The organism is Micromonospora sp. CNZ285, from assembly GCF_004637285.1.
Window position 1 is genome coordinate 3,277,691 of record NZ_SPQD01000001.1, and the last position, 19,119, is coordinate 3,296,809.

A 19,119-nucleotide genomic window follows, 5' to 3' on the forward strand; every position below is an offset into this window, starting at 1 on the left:
AATTCGCTGGGGGCCCGCAAACCCGGGGTCCGGTGATTCCGACCACCGGGGTGCCGGAGTCACCCGATCGGGATCAACTACGGTGCGTAGGATTCGCTTCGTGAAGCGATCCGTCCGGTTTCCGGTCTCCGCCACGCTGCTGCGCCGCCTCGCGCTCGCCTCGATCATCGCGAACGTCGCGATCGTGGTCACCGGCGGGGCCGTCCGGCTCACCGCCTCCGGCCTCGGCTGCCCCACCTGGCCCCGGTGCACCGAGGACTCCTACACCACCACGCCCGAGATGGGCGTGTACGGGGTGATCGAGTTCGGCAACCGGCTGCTCACCTTCGCGGTCGGGATCATCGCGCTCGCCGTGGTGCTGGCCGTGCTGGCGCACCGCCCCCGCCGCCGCGGGACGCTGCCGCTGGCCGTGGGCGTGCTGTTCGGCATCCCGGCCCAGGCGATCATCGGTGGCATCACCGTGCTCACCAACCTCAACCCGTGGGTGGTCGGGCTGCACTTCCTCGCCTCGATGGCGGTGATCGCGGTCGCGTACGCGCTCTGGCGGCGCATCAAGGACCCGGACGGGCCGGTGGCGCCGACCGTGCCGGCGCCGCTGCGTACGCTCGCCTGGATCACCATGGCGGTGAGCGCGTCGGTGCTGGTGGTCGGCACGTGGGTGACCGGCAGCGGACCGCACGCCGGCGACCACGGCGCGGCCCGCAACGGCCTGGACCCGGCGGCGATCTCCCAGGTGCACGCCGACGGCGTCTTCCTGCTGATCGGCCTGTCGGTGGCGCTGTACTTCGCGTTCCGGGCGGTCGGCGCGGCGCGGGCGGCCCGGGCCGCCGCGGTGCTGATCGCGGTCGAACTGGGCCAGGGCGTGATCGGCTTCGTCCAGTACTTCACCCACCTGCCCGCCGTGCTGGTCGGCGCCCACATGCTCGGCTCCTGCCTGGTGCTGCTGGCCACCCTCGGCGTGCTCTGGGCGACCCGGGAGCGGCTGCCGGCCGCCCCGGAGGCCCCGGCCGCGCCCGCCGCGCAACGGGTGGGCGCCGCCGCCTGAGCGCGGGCGTTACCGGGCGGCGGGAGCGGGAAAGCGGTCCGGGCCACCGACCGTCGCCCGAGGGGAGCTCCCCGTGTCGCGCAAGAGCCTCTCCACCACCACCCCGCAACGGCTGACCCCGGTCGCCGGCGCGCCGCTGTGGTGCGACGCCCGCGAGTACGGCCTCACCGGCGACGGGGTCACCAACGACCAGCCCGCCCTGGCGGCGCTGGTGGACCGCCTCGGCGCCGGGTACGACGCCGACGGCCGGGCCCGGGTGATCTACTGCCCGCCCGGCCTGTACTCGATCCGCGACGCCGGGACCGTCTGGCGCAGCGGCGTCTCGCTGCTCGGCGCCGGGCCGGCGGCGACGCGCTTCCTGCTCAGCAACGAGGGCAACCGCAGCGCGCCGGTCCCGCTCGCCTTCTGGACCACCGTGCAGCACGGCGCGGACCGGGACCGGCACATCACCGACTGCACGTTCGCCGACTTCGAGATCGACGGCTCCGGCGTGGCCCAGACCGCCTACGACTACCTGGCCAAAGGGCTGGGCCTGCAGTACGTGGTGCGCGGCGTGTTCCGCAACCTCTACATCCACCACACCGGCGCCACCGGCCTGGGCTGCGACTTCCTCCAGGACAGCCTGATCGACGGGGTGGTGACGGTGGGGTGCGGCCGCCTGGACAACGAGGACCAGATGGGCGGTGCCGGCATCGGCGTCGGCATCGGCGGCTGGGGTGACGTGGAGCGCCTCACCATCGCCAACTGCACCACCATCGGCAACGGCACCAACGGCATCTTCCTGGAGCTGCAGAAGGACTACTGGACCCCGCCGCGCGGCATCCGGATCATCGGCTGCCACAGCCAGGCCAACCGGTTCGGCATCTCCGACTGGGGCGCGGACGGGCTGATCGTCTCCGGCTGCACCATGACGAACAACCTGGAGGCCGGCTTCGACGTGTCCGGCAACGGCACCGCCGGGGTGGCCGGGCGCGGCGGCCTGCTCACCGGCTGCGTGATCGACGCCAACGTGGGCGACGGCATCAGCATGGGCAACACCCCCGGCCCGTACGCGGTGCAGGGCAACCGGATCAGCCGCAACGGCGGTTTCGGCTACCACGAGCACGACCTGGGCCACGGCTACCGGGGCGCGGCGGCCGACGTGGTGATCCAGGACAACGACATCCGGGAGAACGCGCTGGACGGCATCCGGATCGACCGGCCGATGCTTGACACGTCGATCATCGGCAACCGGATCCGGGACAACGGCCGCCGCTCCGCCCCGGCCCACTCCGGCTCCGGCGACGCGGTGCGCTACGGCCCGCGCGAGGTCACCGACGGCAACGCGGACTGGCCCGCGGGCGGGCACCGGGGCAAGGTGGTCCGGGTCGGCTCCCGCGACGCCGTGGTGTCCGACAACAGCGCCGACCGGCTCTCCCTGGCCGAGGTACGCCCGGACGGCTCCACCGGCTGGAGCGCCGCCACGCCGGGGCCCGGCACGGCGTACGAGCTGCCTGATGCTCCGCCGGCGTGCGGCGGCATCACGATCGCCGCGCCGTTCGACTCGGCCACCGTGCGCGGCAACCGGATCTGGCACCGGGACGCCGACACCCAGGCGTACGGCATCTGGGTCACCGAGGCGGGCAGCTGCGTGTCCTGCGCGTTCGAGGACAACGACCTGGCCGGCACCGAGGCCGCGCTGCGGCTGGACACGCCGCCGATCGGCGGCCGCTGGGCACGTAACCACAGCGACCGCGACTGAGCGTCGCGCCTGCGCCGGGGCGGGCCGCCGCGGCGGTCACCCGGCCGGCGGCCTCAGCGGCGAGCCAGGTGGGTGAGCACCGCGTCGGCGAGCCGGTCCGGGGCGCCGTCGGCGTACCCGACGAACAGGCTCGGCTCGGTCAGCTCCAGCTCGACCAGCACGGGCTCGCCGTCCGGGCCGGGGATCAGGTCGACCCGGGCGTAGAGCAGGCGGTCCGGGCCGCCGGGCACCACCGCGAGCACCTTCTCGGCCACCGCGCGCTGCGCCGCCGTGGCGACGCGGGCGCCGATCCGCTCCTCCTTGTAGAGCGCGGCCTCGCCCAGGTCCGGCCCGGTCAGCATCGGACCCTTGCGGATCGCGTGGCTGAACGCCAGGCCGCCGGGCCCGGCCAGGAACAGCAGGGCGGTCTCCCCGGCGGTGTCCACCGCGTCGAGGTACGGCTGGACCATGGTGACCCGCCCGGCGTCGGAGAGCCGCCGCACGTGGGCCGGCGCCAGCTCGCGGTGCTCCGGGTCGGTCAGGTCGTAGCGGCCGGTGTCCTGGCTGCCGGCGCTGACGGCCGGCTTGATCACGTACTCGCCCCCGGACGGCGGCGTCCACGCCTGCCCGGGCTCGACCCACTCGGTCGGCACGGTGGGCACTCCGGCGGTGGACAGCTCGGACAGGTAGCGCTTGTCGGTGTTCCAGGCGACCACGTCGGCCGGGTTGACCAGGGCCGGCACGGTACGCGCCCAGGCCACGAACTCGTCCCGGCGCAGGGCGTAGTCCCACGGGGAGCGGAGCACGACCAGGTCGTACCCGGACCAGTCGACTGCCGGGTCGTCCCAGACGGCGATCTCGGCGGTGACGCCGCGGGCGGCGAGCGGGGCGAGCGCGAGCCGGTCGTCCGGGTCGAGGTCGGGCAGCTCGGCGCAGGTGACGAAAGCGACCCGGGGTCTCCCCCGGGTCGACTGGTGGTGGTTGGTCATTCGGTATATGTCAACGGGCCATCGTGCGCCGGGCCATCGACCGCCACAGGTCGTTGCTCGGACGCATCTGGTCCATCAGTTCACGCTCCCAGGCGTTCTCGACGTCGACCCCGGCCTTGGCGCAGGCCTGCCGCGCGACGTCCGTGCCGTCGGCGAACTGGTCCGCCCATACCCCGTCGGAACCCACGAGGACGATCCGTGCGCCGCGCTTGCCGACGTACTCGATGACCGCCTTCGCGCCGCCGTGTCCGGCGGCGAACGACTTGATGCCCGCGACCAGGCCGTGGGGGGCCTGCTCGGCGGTCTTGTCAGCCGTCAGCGTCGTATCGGAACCATCTGCCATGACGCGAAGCCTAAGCAGAGTTCCACCCGGATGTGCGAGAACCATGAACTGAATGTGATGCCAATTACCCATCGGTTTAAGAAGAACCACAGGTAATTTGCCCGTACATGTCGCTTATATCTGGGCGAAGCGGACGGGCGGGATCGTCACAATCTGTCCGGGTTGAACACGTCCGGGGAAGCCCGAAAAAAATTTCTGATGAACCGCCGGACGGGCGGGTCAAAGCAGCGCGTCGAGCGCGACGGCCGCGAAGAGGATCGTGAGGTACGTGGTCGACCAGTGGAACAGCCGCATCGGCTTGACCGCCTCGCCGCGCGTCGCGCGCCGGCACAGCTTGTGCGCCTCGACGAGGAAGATCCCGCCGACCACGAGCGCGGTGACGCCGTAGATCGGGCTCATCCCGAGCGGCCACACCGCCAGCGAGGAGAGCACCGTCAGCCAGGAGAAGCCGATGATCTCCGCGTTCACCCGCCGGACCGAGGCCACCACCGGCAGCATCGGCACCCCGGCGCGGGCGTAGTCGGCCTTGTACTTGATGGCCAGCGCGTAGAAGTGCGGCATCTGCCAGAAGAAGACGACAGCGAACAGGGCCCACGCGGCCGGCGCCAGCGTGCCGGTGACAGCGGCCCAGCCGATCAGCACCGGCGCGGCGCCGCAGATGCCGCCCCAGAACGTGTTGGCGGCCGTGGTCCGCTTCAGCCACAGCGTGTAGACCAGGTCGTAGTAGGCGATCGCGGCCAGCGTCAGCACCGTCGCCAGCCAGTTCGTCGCCACCGCCATCAGCGCCACCGAGACGGCCGCCAGCACCAGACCGAAGACCAGCGCGCTGCGCGGCGACACGGTGTGCGCGGGCAGCGGGCGGCGCTTGGTGCGCCGCATGAGCTGGTCGATGTCGCGGTCGATGTAGCAGTTGATGACGCTCGCCGCGCCGGCCGCGAGCGACCCGCCGACCAGCACCACGGCGACCAGCCACAGCGACGGCATCCCGCCGTGGGCCAGCATCATCGCCGGCACGGTGGTGACCAGCAGCAGCTCGACGATCCGCGGCTTGGTCAGCGTCACGTACGCCGCCACCACGGCGCGTACGTCCCGCCGGCCGCTCGCCGGCGCCTCCGCCACCGCGCCCACCGGCGACTGCCCGGCAGGGTTGCTGACGGGGCGCTCGGTGATCATGCTCACGGATTGCCACCTTCCGGCATCGGCAGGGGAGGTCGTTCGGCCCGGACCGCTGCGGGTCCACACACCGCCCCACACACTACGCGGCGTCGTTTTCGCTGCCCCGTGGACCCGGCAACGGTGCGAGCCGTCACACCTGGGGTTGAACGACCGGACGTCCGCGATCCGTACAGAACAGCATGCTGAGATCCCCGGGCGGACGTTTAGCACCGCTCGATAGGGTCATCAGTGAGGGTTCCGCCCATCTGCCGAGGAGCACAACCATCGTGGCTGCCAACCGACCCGAGCTTCCCGCTCTCAACTGGTCCGACCTCGACCGCAGGGCCGTCGACACGGTCCGCGTGCTGGCCATGGACGCCGTGGAGAAATCCGGCAACGGCCACCCGGGGACGGCGATGAGCCTCGCCCCGGTGGCGTACCTGCTCTTCAACCGGGTCATGCGGCACAACCCCGCCGACCCGAACTGGGCCGGGCGCGACCGGTTCGTGCTGTCGGCCGGGCACTCCAGCCTGACGCTCTACATCCAGCTCTTCCTCTCCGGCTACCCGCTGGCGCTGGACGACCTCAAGGCGCTGCGCCAGTGGGGCTCGCTCACCCCGGGTCACCCGGAGCACGGCCACACCCCGGGCGTGGAGACCACCACCGGTCCGCTCGGCCAGGGCCTCGGCAACGCGGTCGGCATGGCGATGGCGGCCCGCCGCGAGCGCGGCCTGTTCGACCCCGAGCCGGACCGCGCCGACTCGCCGTTCCGGCACGACATCTGGTGCATCGCCTCCGACGGTGACATCGAGGAGGGCATCACCCACGAGGCCAGCGCGCTCGCCGGTCACCAGCAGCTCGGCAACCTCTGCGTGATCTACGACGACAACGAGATCTCGATCGAGGACGACACCCGCATCGCCAAGAGCGAGGACGTGGCGGCCCGCTACGAGGCGTACGGCTGGCACGTGCAGACCGTCGACTGGCGCCGCGGCGACGCTGACCAGGGCGACTACCACGAGGACGTGGAGGCGCTGTACCAGGCGCTGCTGGCCGCCAAGTCGGAGACCGGCCGGCCGTCGTTCATCGCGCTGCGCACCATCATCGGCTGGCCCGCGCCGAACAAGAAGAACACCGGCAAGATCCACGGCTCGGCGCTCGGCGCGGACGAGGTGAAGGCCACCAAGGAGATCCTCGGCTTCGACCCGCAGCGCACCTTCGAGGTCGACGAGGAGGTGCTCAAGCACGCCCGTCAGGTGCTGGAGCGCGGCGCGCAGGAGCAGGCCGAGTGGACCACCGGGTTCGACGCCTGGGCGCAGGCCAACCCGGAGCGCAAGGCGCTGTGGGACCGGATGGCCACCCGTACGCTGCCGACCGGCTGGACCGACGCGCTGCCGACCTTCCCGGCGGACGCCAAGGGCGTCGCCACCCGGGCCGCCTCCGGCAAGATCCTGGAGGCCCTGGCGCCGGTGCTGCCGGAGCTGTGGGGCGGCTCGGCCGACCTGGCCGAGAGCAACAACACCACGATGAAGGGCGAGCCGTCGTTCGTCCCGGCCGCGCACGCCACCAAGGACTTCCCGGGTGACGAGTACGGCCGCACGCTGCACTTCGGCATCCGCGAGCACGCCATGGGCTCGATCCTCAACGGCATCGCCCTGCACGGCGGCACCCGCCCGTACGGCGGCACCTTCCTGGTGTTCAGCGACTACATGCGCCCGGCGGTACGGCTGGCCGCGCTGATGAAGCTGCCGGTGACGTACGTCTGGACGCACGACTCGATCGGCCTCGGCGAGGACGGCCCGACGCACCAGCCGATCGAGCACCTGACCGCGCTGCGCGCCATCCCCGGCCTGGACGTGGTCCGCCCGGCCGACGCCAACGAGACGGTCTGGGCGTGGCGGCAGGCGCTGGAGCACACCGACCGGCCGACCGCGCTGGCGCTCAGCCGCCAGGCGCTGCCGACGTTCGACCGCACCGACCTGGGCGGCGCCGAGGGCGTCGCCAAGGGCGGGTACGTGCTGGCCGAGGCGTCGAACGGCAAGCCGCAGGTGATCATCGTCGGCACCGGCTCGGAGGTGCAGCTCTGCCTCACCGCGCGGGAGCGGCTGGAGGCCGACGGCACCCCCACCCGGGTCGTGTCCATGCCCTGCCAGGAGTGGTTCTTCGCCCAGGACGAGGCGTACCGGGAGTCGGTGCTGCCTCGCGGGGTAAAGGCACGGGTGAGCGTGGAGGCGGGCATCGCGATGTCGTGGCGCGCGATCGTCGGCGACAGCGGCGAGTGCGTGAGCATCGAGCACTACGGCGCCAGCGCGCCGCACACCGTGCTCTTCGAGCAGTTCGGGTTCACCCCCGACCGGATCGTGGCCGCCGCGCACGCGGCGCTGACCCGGGTGGGCGACATCACCGGTTTCACGACCGGCAACTGAGGGGAGCGTGGACGGCATGACGGACAGGCTGAAGGAGCTCCAGGGCGCCGGTGTGGCGATCTGGCTCGACGATCTCTCCCGGGTACGGCTGACTTCCGGCGGGCTGGACAAGCTGCGCCGGGAGAGCCACGTAGCCGGGGTGACCACCAACCCGACGATCTTCGCGAAGGCGTTGAGCGACGCCGACGAGTACGACTGGCAGCTTCGTGACCTCGCCGTACGCGGCGTGGACGTCGAGGAGGCGGTCCGCATGCTCACCACGTACGACGTGCGGTGGGCCTGCGACGTGATGCGCCCCTCGTACGACGTCAGCGGCGGCGTGGACGGCCGGGTGTCGATCGAGGTGGACCCGCGCTCGGCGCACGACGCGGCGAAGACCGTCGCCGAGGCCAAGGCGCTGTGGTGGCTGGTCGACCGGCCGAACCTGTTCATCAAGATCCCGGCCACCGAGGAGGGCCTGCCCGCGATCACCGCGACCCTGGCCGAGGGGATCAGCGTCAACGTCACGCTGATCTTCGGCCTGGACCGGTACTCGCAGGTGATGGACGCCTTCCTGGCCGGCCTGGAGCAGGCGAAGGCCAACGGGCACGACCTGTCGAAGATCGGCTCGGTCGCCTCGTTCTTCGTCTCCCGGGTCGACACCGAGGTGGACAAGCGGCTGGAGAAGATCGGCTCCGACCAGGCCAAGGCGCTGCGCGGCAAGGCCGCTGTCGCCAACGCCCGGCTGGCGTACGAGCGCTACAGCGAGGTGTTCTCCTCGGCGCGCTGGCAGAAGCTGGCCGACGCGGGCGCCCACCCGCAGCGCCCGCTGTGGGCCTCCACCTCGACGAAGAACCCGGACTACCGGGACGTCATCTACGTCGAGGAGCTGATCGCGCCCGGCACCGTCAACACCATGCCGGAGCCGGTCATCCACGCCTACGCCGAGCACGGCGAGACGAAGGCGGACACCGTCACCGTCGCGTACGACGACGCCCGCCAGGTCTTCGACGACCTGCTGGCGGTGGGCGTGGACCTGTCCGACGTGATCGCCACGCTGGAGCGCGAGGGCGTGGAGAAGTTCGAGGCGAGCTGGGTGGAGCTGCTGGAGGGGGTCAAGAAGTCCCTCGCCGAGGCGGCCAAGGGCTCGGGCAGCCCGCACCGGGCCGCCGGGAAGAACGCGCAGGCGGCGCAGCAGGCCGGCGGCAACGCGTGACCGACGGCGTCCGACGCGTCCCGGGGCCGGGCCCCGGGACGCGTCGCGCCGTACCGTGGACCGGGTGAGGTGGTCTGCCTTGAGCGAGCCGAGGTGGCGCGGTGAGTGACCTGCTGGCCGGGCGGGCGGACATGGCCGCCGGTCTGGCCGTGCGCGGGGCCGACGCCCTCGGTGCGGCCACCCGCGCCACGCTCGTCTCCCACGACGTCCCGGCCCGGCTCGCCGCCGCCGACCCGGCCCTCTGGGGGCCCGCCGCCGAGTCGGCGGCCCTCGACCGGCTGGGCTGGCTGCACGCCCACCGGCGCAGCCGGGACCTGCTCCCCCAGCTCGCCGAACTGGCCGCCGAGCTGGGCGACCTGGACCACGTGGTGCTGGCCGGCGCCCGCGACGACACGCTCGCCGCGGAGGTGCTGGCCGAGTGCCTGGGCCGGCCGCTGACAGTGCTCGACACCGCCGACCCGGGACCGGTCCGGGCCGCGCTCGCCGACCGCCCGGCGCGTACCCTCCTGGTGCTCGCCGCCCGGCGCGGCCTCGACCGGACCACCGACGCCCACCTGCGGGTCTACCGGCAGGCGTGGGCGGACGAGGGCCCGGATGCCGCCCGGCACGTCGTGGTGGTCACCGAGCCCGGCTCGGAACTCGCGGCGCGCGCCGACGAGCTGGGCGCGATGGTCATCCCGGCCGAGCCCGGCGTGGCCGGGCCGTGGGCCGCGCTCACCGCGTCCGGTCTGGTCGCGGCGGCGCTGGCCGGCGCGCCGGTGGCCGAGGTGCTGGACGAGGCCGAGGCGCTCACCGGCGCGCTCGACCGGGATCGGGACAACCCGGCCCTGGCGCTCGGCGCGGCCCTGGGCGCGGCGCCCGGCACCGGCCGGGACACGATCGCGCTGGTATCCGACGGCACCGGCCTCGACGGCCTGGGCCGCTGGGCGGGCGCGCTGCTCGCCGACGCCACCGGTGGACGTCTGCTGCCGGTGGTGGCGGAGTTCCCCGACTCCCCCGGCGCCACCGGTCCGGGCGTGCTCACGGTCGGTCTCGGCGGCGCCCTCGGCGCCGGTGTCGGACCGGGCGTGGCCGCCGACGTCGCGGTCAACGGTCCGCTCGGCGCACACCTGCTCACCTGGGCCTACGCCGCCGCGACCGCCGCGGTGACGCTGCGGACCGACCCGTTCGCCGCGTCGCCGGACCCGGCGGACGACGACGCGGCGCCGGAGAGCGGGCCGCCGTCGTCGGTCGAGGGCGCGATCGAGGTGTACGCCCCGGGCGGCGCGCCGGCCGACCTGACCGGCGCGCTGCGCTGGCTGCTCGACGGGCTGGACGATCGGGAGCACCTCGTGGTGACCGCGTACCTCGACCGGCACGCCGACGCGGCGGTCGCCGGGCTGCGCCCGCTGCTGGCGCGGGCCGCCGGGCGGCCGGTCACCTTCGGCTGGGGACCGCGCCGGGCCGAACACACCGACCCGCACGGCCGGCATCTCCAGATCACCGGTGCGGTCACCGATGATCTGGAAGTGCCCGGTCGTCCGTACACCTTCGCGCAGCTCCAGGCGGCCCAGGCCGCCGGCGACCGGCGGGCCCTGGCCGGCCGGGAGCGACCGGTGCTGCGCCTGCACTTGACCGAGCGGGCGGCGGGTGCCGCCCAGCTCCTGGAAACGGCCGGACGGACACGCACGTGACGATCAATGACCTGGAATCAGCGGACCGAGACGCAGGAGGAGGTGGCCCGGTGAACCCGCTGCGCGATCCGCAGGACCGGCGGCTGCCCCGGATCCCCGAGCCGTGTGCCCTGGTGATCTTCGGGGTGACCGGCGACCTGGCCCGCAAGAAGCTGCTGCCGGCGGTCTACGACCTGGCCAACCGAGGGCTCCTGCCGCCCGGCTTCGTGGTGCTGGGCTTCGCCCGCCGGGACTGGGGCGACGGCGACTTCGAGTCGGTGGCGCACGACGCGGCCAAGAAGCACGCCCGTACCCCGTGGCGGGAGGAGGTGTGGGCCCGGCTCGCCGGCAACATCAAGTTCGTCGGCGGCTCGTTCGACGACGACGCCGCGTTCGACCACCTCGCCGCCACGCTCGACGAGCTGCGCGACTCGCACGGCATCCCCGGCAACGCCGCCTTCTACTTCTCCATCCCCCCGGCGGCCTTCCCGGTGGTACTCAAGCAGCTCGCCCGCACCGGCATGGCGGACAACGCCAAGTCCGGCGGCTGGCGGCGCGTGGTGGTGGAGAAGCCGTTCGGCAACGACCTGCCCTCGGCCAAGGCGCTCAACGACCTCGTCGACGACGTCTTCACCCGCCAGGACGTGTTCCGGATCGACCACTACCTGGGCAAGGAGACGGTCCAGAACATCCTGGCGCTGCGCTTCGCGAACAACCTGTTCGAGCCGCTGTGGAACTCCAAGTACGTCGACTCGGTGCAGATCACCATGGCCGAGGACGTCGGCATCGGCACCCGCGCGGCGTTCTACGACTCGGTCGGCACCGCCCGCGACGTGCTCCAGAACCACCTGCTCCAGCTGCTCGCCCTGGTCGCCATGGAGGAGCCGACGAGCTTCGACGCCGACGAGATCCGGGCCGAGAAGCTCAAGGTGCTCAAGGCGATCACCGTGCCGCACGACGTCTCCGAGGACACCGTGCGCGGCCAGTACCTGCCCGGCTGGGTGGGCGGCGAGCGGGCCAAGGGCTACCTGGAGGAGGAGGGCGTCCCGGAGGGCTCCACCACCGAGACGTACGTGGCGGTGAAGCTGGGCATCCAGAACCGCCGCTGGGCCGGCGTGCCGTTCTACATCCGGGCCGGCAAGCGGCTGCCCCGGCGGGTCACCGAGGTGGCCATCATGTTCAAGAAGGCGCCGCACCTGCCGTTCGACGCCGCCGACATGGAGTCCCTCGGCCCCAACCAGCTCGTCATCCGGGTGCAGCCGGACGAGGGCGTGGTGCTGAAGTTCGGCTCCAAGGTGCCGGGCACCACGATGGAGGTCCGCGACATCGCGATGGACTTCCAGTACGGCGAGGCGTTCACCGAGTCCAGCCCCGAGGCGTACGAGCGGCTGGTGCTGGACGTGCTGATCGGCGACCGGACGCTGTTCCCGGACGCCGCCGAGGTGGAGCAGAGCTGGCAGGTCGTCGACCCGCTGGAGCACGCCTGGGCGGGCACGACCCCGGAGCCGTACCGCGCCGGTGAGTGGGGGCCCCGGGCCGCCGACGAGATGCTGGCCCGCGAGGGCCGGGCTTGGAGAAGAGCATGATCGGGCTGTGGGACACCACCGGCAACGAGGTGGTCAAGGCGCTGGCCGCGGAACGGCGCAGCGCGGGCGGGGTGGCCAGTGGCATGGCGCTCACGCTGATCGTGGTGGTGGACGAGAAGCGGGTACGCGAGGCCGAGGCGGCGGCCACCATCGCCGCGGCGGCCCACCCGTGCCGCCTGCTCGTGGTGGTCCGCTCCGACGTCGAGCGGGACCGCAACCGGCTGGACGCGGAGATCGTCGTGGGTGGCCGGCTCGGGCCGTGCGAGGCGGTGGTCACCCGGATGTACGGGCGGCTCGCCCTGCACGCCGAGTCCGTGGTGATGCCGCTGCTGGTGCCGGACGTACCCGTGGTCACGTGGTGGCACGGCGAGCCGCCGGAGGAGATCGCCACCGACTTCCTCGGTGTGGTCGCGGACCGGCGGATCACCGACTCGGCGCAGGCCGCCGACCCGATCGCCGCGCTGCGGCAGCGGGCCCGCGACTACGCGCCGGGCGACACCGACCTGGCGTGGACCCGGATCACCCCGTGGCGCACGCTCGTGGCGGGCGCGTTCGACACCACCCAGGCCCGGGTCACCGAGGCGAGCGTGGTGGCTCCCCCGTCGGACCCGACGGCGGCGCTGATGCGCGGCTGGCTCAACGCCCGGCTCGGCATCGACCCGATCCTGACCGCCACCGAGGAGTTCCCGCGGATGCGTCAGGTGCAGCTGCGCTGCGCCAACGGCGACGAGCTGACGCTCACCCGGGACGACAGCATCGCGGTGTTCCGGCGTACCGGCCAGGAGGACCGCACGCTGCCGCTGGTGCGCCGGCCGCTCGGTGACGAGCTGGCCGAGGAGCTGCGCCGCCTCGACGCCGACCAGGTGTACGCGGAGGCGCTCGGCGCTGCGGCCGGGATCACCGGGCTCGACCAGCGTCCGGCCCAGCGGGTGCACGTGTGGAAGGATCCGGCCACCGCCCAGCGGGCCGAGGCCGGCGTGACCGCGCACGCGGGCGCGACCGCGAACGAGTGACCGCCCGGACCGGGCGGTCAGAGGCACAGGTGACCGCCGGTGGGCGGTCGGAACACGAGGGCTCGACGGATGACTGAGGCGAGTGTCGCCGTACACGCCGACCCCGACCTGCTGGCGCAGGCGGTGGCGGCCCGGCTGGTGGTGAAGCTGCTCGACGCGCAGGCCGAGCGCGGCCAGGCGTCGGTGGTGCTGACCGGCGGGCGGATCGCCGCGGCGGTGTACCGGGCGATCGGGCAGCTACCCGCCCGGGACGCCGTCGACTGGGCCCGGGTCGACGTGTGGTGGGGCGACGAGCGGTTCCTGCCCGCCGGCGACCCGGAGCGCAACGAGACGCAGGCGCGGGCGGCGCTGCTGGACACGGTGCCGCTGGACCCGGCCCGGGTGCACCCGATGCCGGCGTCGGACGGCCCCGCCGGTGACGACCCGGAGGCGGCTGCCGCCGGGTACGCGCGGGAGCTGGCCGCCGCCGCCCGGCCCGGGAACGCGATCGTGCCGCACTTCGACGTGCTGATGCTCGGCGTCGGCGAGGACGGGCACGTGGCCTCGGTGTTCCCGGAGCACCCGGTGCACCACGACAACCGGCCGGTCAGCGCGGTACGGGGCAGCCCGAAGCCGCCGCCGGTGCGGACCACGCTGACGCTGCCGACGATCAACACGGCCGAGGAGGTCTGGCTGATCGCCGCCGGGGCGGACAAGGCCGGGGCGGTGGGCATGGCGCTGGCCGGGGCCGGGCCGGTGCAGCTTCCTGCCGCCGGGGTGCGGGGCGTCTCCCGTACCCTCTGGCTGCTCGACCGGGCCGCGGCGGCCAACGTGCCGCCCCGCCTGCGCAGCCTCCGCTGAGCCGCTGTGGAGGGCCCGGACGGGCCCTCCACGGCCGGCTCAGGCGCGGCCGCGGCGACGCCGCAGCGCGTCGAGGGCCTCGGCGAGCAGCGCCTCCCCCTCCTCCGGCGTGCGCCGCTCCTGCACGTACGCCAGGTGGGTCTTGTACGGCTCGGCCCGCTGGCGGCCCGGCGGGTCGCCCGGGTCGGGGCCGGCCGGCTCGCCGCAGCGGGGGCACTCCCAGGTCGCGGGCGTCTCGGCCTCGGCGGCGATCAGGAACTCGACCCGGTGCCCGTGGCGGCACCAGTAGACGACCGGGCGGCGCGGCGCGGGCTCCACCCGCTGGTCGAACCGCTCGGGGGCGGACCCGATCCGGGTGCCGCGGATGACGTTGTTGCTGGGCACGGTTGCTCGCTCCCTGTCGTCGGAGGGGACCGCCGCCGGAGGGGGTGGGCGACGGGCGACGTGCGGAGAAACAAAACTGCGCGCGGTCCGTGACGGACCGCGCGCAGATTGTACGCTTCTCAGCGCCGACTCAGGTGCCGCTGGCCATCTGCAGCCGCAGCCAGAGTCCGAGCCCGACGATGCACGCGAACCAGACGATTCCCACCAGAACGGTGTAGCGGTCGAGGTTCTTCTCGGCCACCGACGAACCGGCCAGGCTGGAGCTGACGCCGCCGCCGAACATGCTCGACAACCCGCCGCCCTTACCGCGGTGCAGGAGGATCAGCAGGGTGAGCAGGACGCTCGTGATGACCAGCAACGTGATCATCGTGTAGGCGAACCAGATCGGCATGGCGGGGGTCAGTCCTCTCGTTGCGATCACTGCCCGGACCTGTCGGGCACTGCGGCACCGACCGGTGGACGGGCAGCGTCAAGGATAGCGAGCGATCAGCGGGTGATGTGCTCCGGGAACCGGCAGATCTGCGCGAACTCCTCCGCGTCCAGGCTGGCGCCCCCGACCAGAGCCCCGTCCACGTCCGGCTGCGCCATGATCGCGGCGACGTTCGACGCCTTGACCGACCCGCCGTACAGGATCCGGACCTGCTCGGCGGTGCCCTCGTCGTAGGTCTCGGCGATGCGCTTACGCACCGCGCCGCAGACCTCCTGGGCGTCGTCCGGGGTCGCCGTCTTGCCGGTGCCGATCGCCCAGACCGGCTCGTACGCCACGACGACCTTGGTGACCTGCTCGGCGGTGAGCCCCTTCAGCGCGCCGTCGAGCTGGTCGCAGCAGTGCCGCACCTGACCCGACTGCTCCCGGACCTCCAGGCCCTCGCCGATGCAGAGGATCGGGGTGAGCCCGTTCGCCAGCGCCGCCGACACCTTCGCGTTGACGAGCGCGTCGTCCTCGTGGTGGTACTGCCGCCGCTCGGAGTGCCCGACCACCACGTAACCGCAGCCCAGCTTGGCCAGCATCGGCCCGGCGATGTCACCGGTGTACGCGCCGGACGGGTGCGGCGACAGGTCCTGCGCGCCGTAGCCGATCAGCAGCTTGTCGCCGTCCACCGCGGTCTGCACGGTACGCAGATCGGTGAAGGGCGGCAGCACCACGCACTCGACGTCGGTGAGCTGCTTCTCGTTCAGGCTCGCGGCCAGCTTCTGCACCAGCAGGTTGGCCTCGAGGTGGTTCAGGTTCATCTTCCAGTTGCCGGCCATCAGCGGCCGGCGGGTCGTGCTCGCCATTCAGTTCTCCAGGGCCGCGATGCCGGGGAGGGTCTTGCCCTCCAGGTATTCCAGGGAGGCGCCACCACCGGTGGAGATGTGCCCGAACGAGGACTCGTCCAGGCCCAGCGCGCGCACCGCCGCGGCCGAGTCGCCGCCGCCGACCACGCTGAACGCGTCGGCCTTGGTGATCGCCTCGGCCACACCCCGGGTGCCGTTGGCGAACGCCGCCATCTCGAACACGCCCATCGGGCCGTTCCAGAAGACGGTCTTCGCCTGCGACAGCGCGGCGGCGAAACCGGCCACCGTCTCCGGGCCGATGTCCAGGCCCAGCCGGTGGCTCGGGATGCCGTCGGCCGGCACGGTGTCGTGCGCGGCGTCCGGCGCGAACGCGTCGGCCACCACCACGTCGACCGGGAGCATGATCTTGCCCGGCGCGCGCTCCATCAGGTTGCGGCAGGTCTCGACCATGTCCTTCTCCAGCAGCGACGTGCCCACCTCGTGGCCCTGGGCCTTGAGGAAGGTGAAGCACATGCCGCCGCCGATGAGCAGCCGGTCCACGGTCGGCAGCAGCGCCTCGATCACGGCGAGCTTGTCCGAGACCTTCGAGCCGCCCAGCACCACCACGTACGGCCGCTCCGGCTCGCCGGTGAGGCGGCTGAGCACCTCGACCTCGCGCAGCACCAGCCGGCCCGCGTAATGCGGCAGCCGGGCCGGTACGTCGTGCACGCTGGCGTGCTTGCGGTGCACCGCGCCGAACGCGTCGTCCACGTAGGCGTCGCCGAACGCGGCGAGCTGGTCGGCGAACGCGCCCCGCTCGGCGTCGTCCTTGCTGGTCTCGCCCTTGTTGAAGCGCAGGTTCTCCAGCAGCGCCACCTGGCCGTCGGCCAGGCCGGCCACGGTGGACCGCGCCGAGTCGCCGACGGTGTCCTCGGCGAAGTGCACCGGAGCGCCGAGCAGCTCACCGAGCCGCCCGGCGACCGGGCGGAGGCTGAACTGCGGGTCCGGCGCGCCCTTCGGGCGGCCCAGGTGCGAGCAGACGACCACCTTCGCGCCGGCCTGCACCAGCGCGCTCAGCGTCGGCAGAACGGCCCGGATCCGGCCGTCGTCAGTGATCTCCCCGGTCTGCTTGTCGAGCGGGACGTTCAGGTCGGCGCGCACCAGCACGCGCCGACCCGACACCCCCTCGGCGAGCAGGTCGTCGAGGTTGCGGATCGTCACAGCGACTGACCCACCAGCTTGACCAGGTCGACCAGGCGGTTCGAGTAGCCCCACTCGTTGTCGTACCAGCCGACGACCTTGACCTGGTTGCCGATCACCTTGGTCAGCGGCGCGTCGAAGATGCACGACGCCGGGTCGGTCACGATGTCGGCGGAGACGATCGGGTCCTCGTTGTAGGTGAGGATGCCCCGCAGCGGGCCCTCGGCGGCAGCCTTGAGCGCGGCGTTCACCTCGTCCACAGTGGTCTCCCGGCCGACCTCGACGGTCAGGTCGGTGGCCGAGCCGGTCGGGATCGGCACGCGCAGCGCGTAGCCGTCCAGCTTGCCCTTCAGCTCCGGCAGCACCAGGCCGATCGCCTTCGCGGCGCCGGTCGAGGTCGGCACGATGTTGAGCGCGGCGGCCCGGGCCCGGCGCAGGTCCTTGTGCGGCGCGTCCTGCAGGTTCTGGTCCTGCGTGTACGCGTGGATGGTGGTCATCAGACCCTGCTTGATGCCGAACGTGTCCTGCAGGACCTTCGCCATCGGCGCGAGGCAGTTGGTGGTGCAGGAGGCGTTCGAGATGATGTTGTGCTTGGCCGGGTCGTACTGGTCCTGGTTGACGCCCATGACCACGGTGACGTCCTCGTTCTTCGCCGGCGCGGAGATGATGACCTTCTTGGCCCCGCCGTCGAGGTGCGCCTTCGCCTTGGTGCCGTCGGTGAAGAAGCCGGTGGACTCGATGACCACGTCGGCGCCGACCTCGCCCCACGGCAGCTTCGCCGGGTCCTTCTCGGCGTACGCCTTGATGGTCTTGCCGCCCACGGTGATCTCGTCGGCGGTGGCCTTCACCTCGTGCGGGAGGCGGCCCAGGATGCTGTCGTACTTGACAAGGTGGGCGAGCGTCGCGTTGTCGGTCAGGTCGTTGACCGCCACGACCTCGATGTCAGCGCCGGACGCCAGCACTGCCCGGAAGAAGTTGCGGCCGATCCGGCCGAAGCCGTTGATGCCAACCCGGATGGTCACAGGTCCCATCTCCTCGCGTTCTGGTCCGCCGGCGCCAGACCGGGGCCGGCGGAGGTGTGTGCGCCGACCGTTGGAGCCGGCCGTCGACATGTCATCTCGGCCACCCCGCCGCGGTCCCGGAGACCTGACCGCCCGAGGCGGTGAGCACGGCGAGGAGCGCCTGTTCCGGCCCCCTTGCCGTACGCAGCGACCATATCCGAGCGCGCGGCGTCGCGCTGCGGCGGGTGGTGATCCCGCTCGCGGTGCGCTGCCGCCCGAGTCCTATCAGACCACGAGCATGTCCGGCGTGACTGCCGCTTCCGTATCCGGGATTCCCAGGTCACGGGCACGCTTGTCGGCCAGCGCGAGCAGCCGGCGGATCCGGCCGGCGATGGCGTCCTTGGTCAGCGGCGGCTCGGCGAGCGCGCCCAGTTCCTCCAGCGAGGCCTGACGGTGCTCCAGGCGCAGCCGCCCGGCCGAGGTCAGGTGGTTCGGCGCGTCGTCGGCGAGGATCTCCAGCGCGCGGGTCACCCGGGCGGCGGCGGCCACCGCGGCACGGGCGGAACGGCGCAGGTTGGCGTCGTCGAAGTTGGCCAGCCGGTTCGCGGTGGCGCGCACCTCCCGGCGTACCCTCCGCTCCTCCCAGGCCAGCACGCTGGAGTGCGCGCCTATGCGGGTGAGCAGCGCGGCGATCGCGTCGCCGTCCTTGACCACCACCCGGTCCACGCCGCGCACCTCGCGGTTCTTGGCGGTGATGCCGATGCGGCGGGCGGCGCCGACCAGCGCCAGCGCCGACTCCGGGCCGGGGCAGGTGATCTCCAGCGCGCTGGAGCGGCCCGGCTCGGTGAGCGACCCGTGCGCCATGAACGCGCCCCGCCAGGCCGACACGGCACAGCAGACGTTCGCGGCCACCACGTGCGGCGGCAGGCCGCGCACCGGGCGGCCCCGCACGTCGAGCAGGCCGGTCTGCCGGGCGAGCGCCTCGCCGTCCTTGACCACCCGCACGATGAAGTGGCTGCCCTTGCGCAGCCCGCCGGAGGCGAGCACGTGGATCTCGCTCGGGTAGCCGTACACCTCGGCGATCTCCCGCCGCAGCCGGCGCGCGACCGCGCCGGTGTCCAGCTCCGCCTCGACCACCACGCGGCCCGACACGATGTGCAGGCCGCCGGCGAAACGCAGCAGGGCGGCCATCTCCGCCCGCCGACAGCAGGGCTTGGGCACGTCGACCCGACTCAGCTCGTCCTTGACCGCAGCCGTCATCGCCATAGTGCGCCCCCTCACGGACCGGTTCCGGCGTGTCGCCGGTGATTACG

General features: G+C 72.9%; 17 protein-coding genes. 8 read left to right on the plus strand and 9 right to left on the minus strand.

Annotated features, from left to right (window positions below):
* The first annotated feature begins 82 nt into the window (after positions 1-82).
* Both CLT75_RS14695 and CLT75_RS14700 read left to right on the plus strand, forming a co-directional pair.
* Entirely contained in the window at positions 83-1,045 is a 963-nt protein-coding gene (locus tag CLT75_RS14695; protein WP_209310328.1) for a COX15/CtaA family protein, read from the plus strand.
* 73 nt (positions 1,046-1,118) lie between these two features.
* Positions 1,119-2,786 (plus strand): right-handed parallel beta-helix repeat-containing protein, encoded by a 1,668-nt coding sequence (locus tag CLT75_RS14700; protein WP_135241169.1) that lies wholly within the window; start codon positions 1,119-1,121, stop codon positions 2,784-2,786.
* Positions 2,787-2,839: 53 nt separating this feature from the next.
* Here the strand turns inward: CLT75_RS14700 and CLT75_RS14705 are convergent, their stop codons facing one another.
* From CLT75_RS14705 to CLT75_RS14715, 3 genes are all read right to left on the minus strand, one after another.
* On the minus strand, positions 2,840-3,754 hold the full coding sequence (locus tag CLT75_RS14705; protein WP_135241170.1) for a hypothetical protein: 915 nt from the start codon (positions 3,752-3,754) through the stop codon (positions 2,840-2,842).
* Positions 3,755-3,764: 10 nt separating this feature from the next.
* Positions 3,765-4,097 carry a hypothetical protein gene (locus CLT75_RS14710; protein WP_135241171.1) on the minus strand — a complete coding sequence of 111 codons (333 nt, stop codon included), beginning with the start codon at positions 4,095-4,097 and terminating at the stop codon, positions 3,765-3,767.
* A gap of 219 nt (positions 4,098-4,316) precedes the next feature.
* Positions 4,317-5,276, minus strand: a complete 960-nt coding sequence (locus tag CLT75_RS14715) for a heme o synthase (protein ID WP_135241172.1) — start codon at positions 5,274-5,276, stop codon at positions 4,317-4,319.
* A 263-nt stretch (positions 5,277-5,539) separates the two neighbouring features.
* On the opposite strand from CLT75_RS14715, the gene tkt reads away from it, so the two are divergent.
* The 6 genes from tkt (at position 5,540) to pgl (ending at position 13,964) form a co-directional block, all read left to right on the plus strand.
* The gene (gene tkt, locus CLT75_RS14720) at positions 5,540-7,678 is read left to right on the plus strand and encodes a transketolase (protein WP_135241173.1); all 2,139 of its coding nucleotides are present in this window, start codon (positions 5,540-5,542) and stop codon (positions 7,676-7,678) included.
* A gap of 16 nt (positions 7,679-7,694) precedes the next feature.
* Positions 7,695-8,873 carry a transaldolase gene (tal, locus tag CLT75_RS14725; protein ID WP_135241174.1) on the plus strand — a complete coding sequence of 393 codons (1,179 nt, stop codon included), beginning with the start codon at positions 7,695-7,697 and terminating at the stop codon, positions 8,871-8,873.
* 101 nt (positions 8,874-8,974) lie between these two features.
* A complete protein-coding gene (locus tag CLT75_RS14730; protein WP_135241175.1) occupies positions 8,975-10,546 on the plus strand; it encodes a glucose-6-phosphate isomerase in 1,572 nt (523 codons plus the stop codon).
* Between the two features lie 50 nt (positions 10,547-10,596).
* Positions 10,597-12,111, plus strand: a complete 1,515-nt coding sequence (zwf, locus tag CLT75_RS14735; protein ID WP_135241176.1) for a glucose-6-phosphate dehydrogenase — start codon at positions 10,597-10,599, stop codon at positions 12,109-12,111.
* Entirely contained in the window at positions 12,108-13,124 is a 1,017-nt protein-coding gene (locus tag CLT75_RS14740; protein ID WP_135241177.1) for a glucose-6-phosphate dehydrogenase assembly protein OpcA, read from the plus strand. The genes zwf and CLT75_RS14740 overlap by 4 nt, the downstream gene beginning before the upstream one ends.
* Before the next feature lie 69 nt (positions 13,125-13,193).
* Positions 13,194-13,964, plus strand: coding sequence for a 6-phosphogluconolactonase (pgl, locus tag CLT75_RS14745; RefSeq protein ID WP_135241178.1), 771 nt, complete (start codon positions 13,194-13,196; stop codon positions 13,962-13,964).
* Between the two features lie 39 nt (positions 13,965-14,003).
* Here the strand turns inward: pgl and CLT75_RS14750 are convergent, their stop codons facing one another.
* The 6 genes from CLT75_RS14750 to whiA form a co-directional block, all read right to left on the minus strand.
* The gene (locus CLT75_RS14750) at positions 14,004-14,348 is read right to left on the minus strand and encodes an RNA polymerase-binding protein RbpA (RefSeq protein WP_018788218.1); all 345 of its coding nucleotides are present in this window, start codon (positions 14,346-14,348) and stop codon (positions 14,004-14,006) included.
* 130 nt (positions 14,349-14,478) lie between these two features.
* A complete protein-coding gene (gene secG, locus CLT75_RS14755; protein WP_091420428.1) occupies positions 14,479-14,739 on the minus strand; it encodes a preprotein translocase subunit SecG in 261 nt (86 codons plus the stop codon).
* 95 nt (positions 14,740-14,834) lie between these two features.
* Positions 14,835-15,626, minus strand: coding sequence for a triose-phosphate isomerase (tpiA, locus tag CLT75_RS14760; protein ID WP_135241179.1), 792 nt, complete (start codon positions 15,624-15,626; stop codon positions 14,835-14,837).
* On the minus strand, positions 15,627-16,826 hold the full coding sequence (locus CLT75_RS14765) for a phosphoglycerate kinase (protein ID WP_135241180.1): 1,200 nt from the start codon (positions 16,824-16,826) through the stop codon (positions 15,627-15,629).
* On the minus strand, positions 16,823-17,827 hold the full coding sequence (gene gap, locus CLT75_RS14770) for a type I glyceraldehyde-3-phosphate dehydrogenase (protein WP_013287466.1): 1,005 nt from the start codon (positions 17,825-17,827) through the stop codon (positions 16,823-16,825). Before gap ends, CLT75_RS14765 begins: the two co-directional genes overlap by 4 nt.
* 264 nt (positions 17,828-18,091) lie before the next feature.
* Entirely contained in the window at positions 18,092-19,072 is a 981-nt protein-coding gene (gene whiA, locus CLT75_RS14775) for a DNA-binding protein WhiA (RefSeq protein ID WP_018788213.1), read from the minus strand.
* Positions 19,073-19,119: the final 47 nt, after the last annotated feature.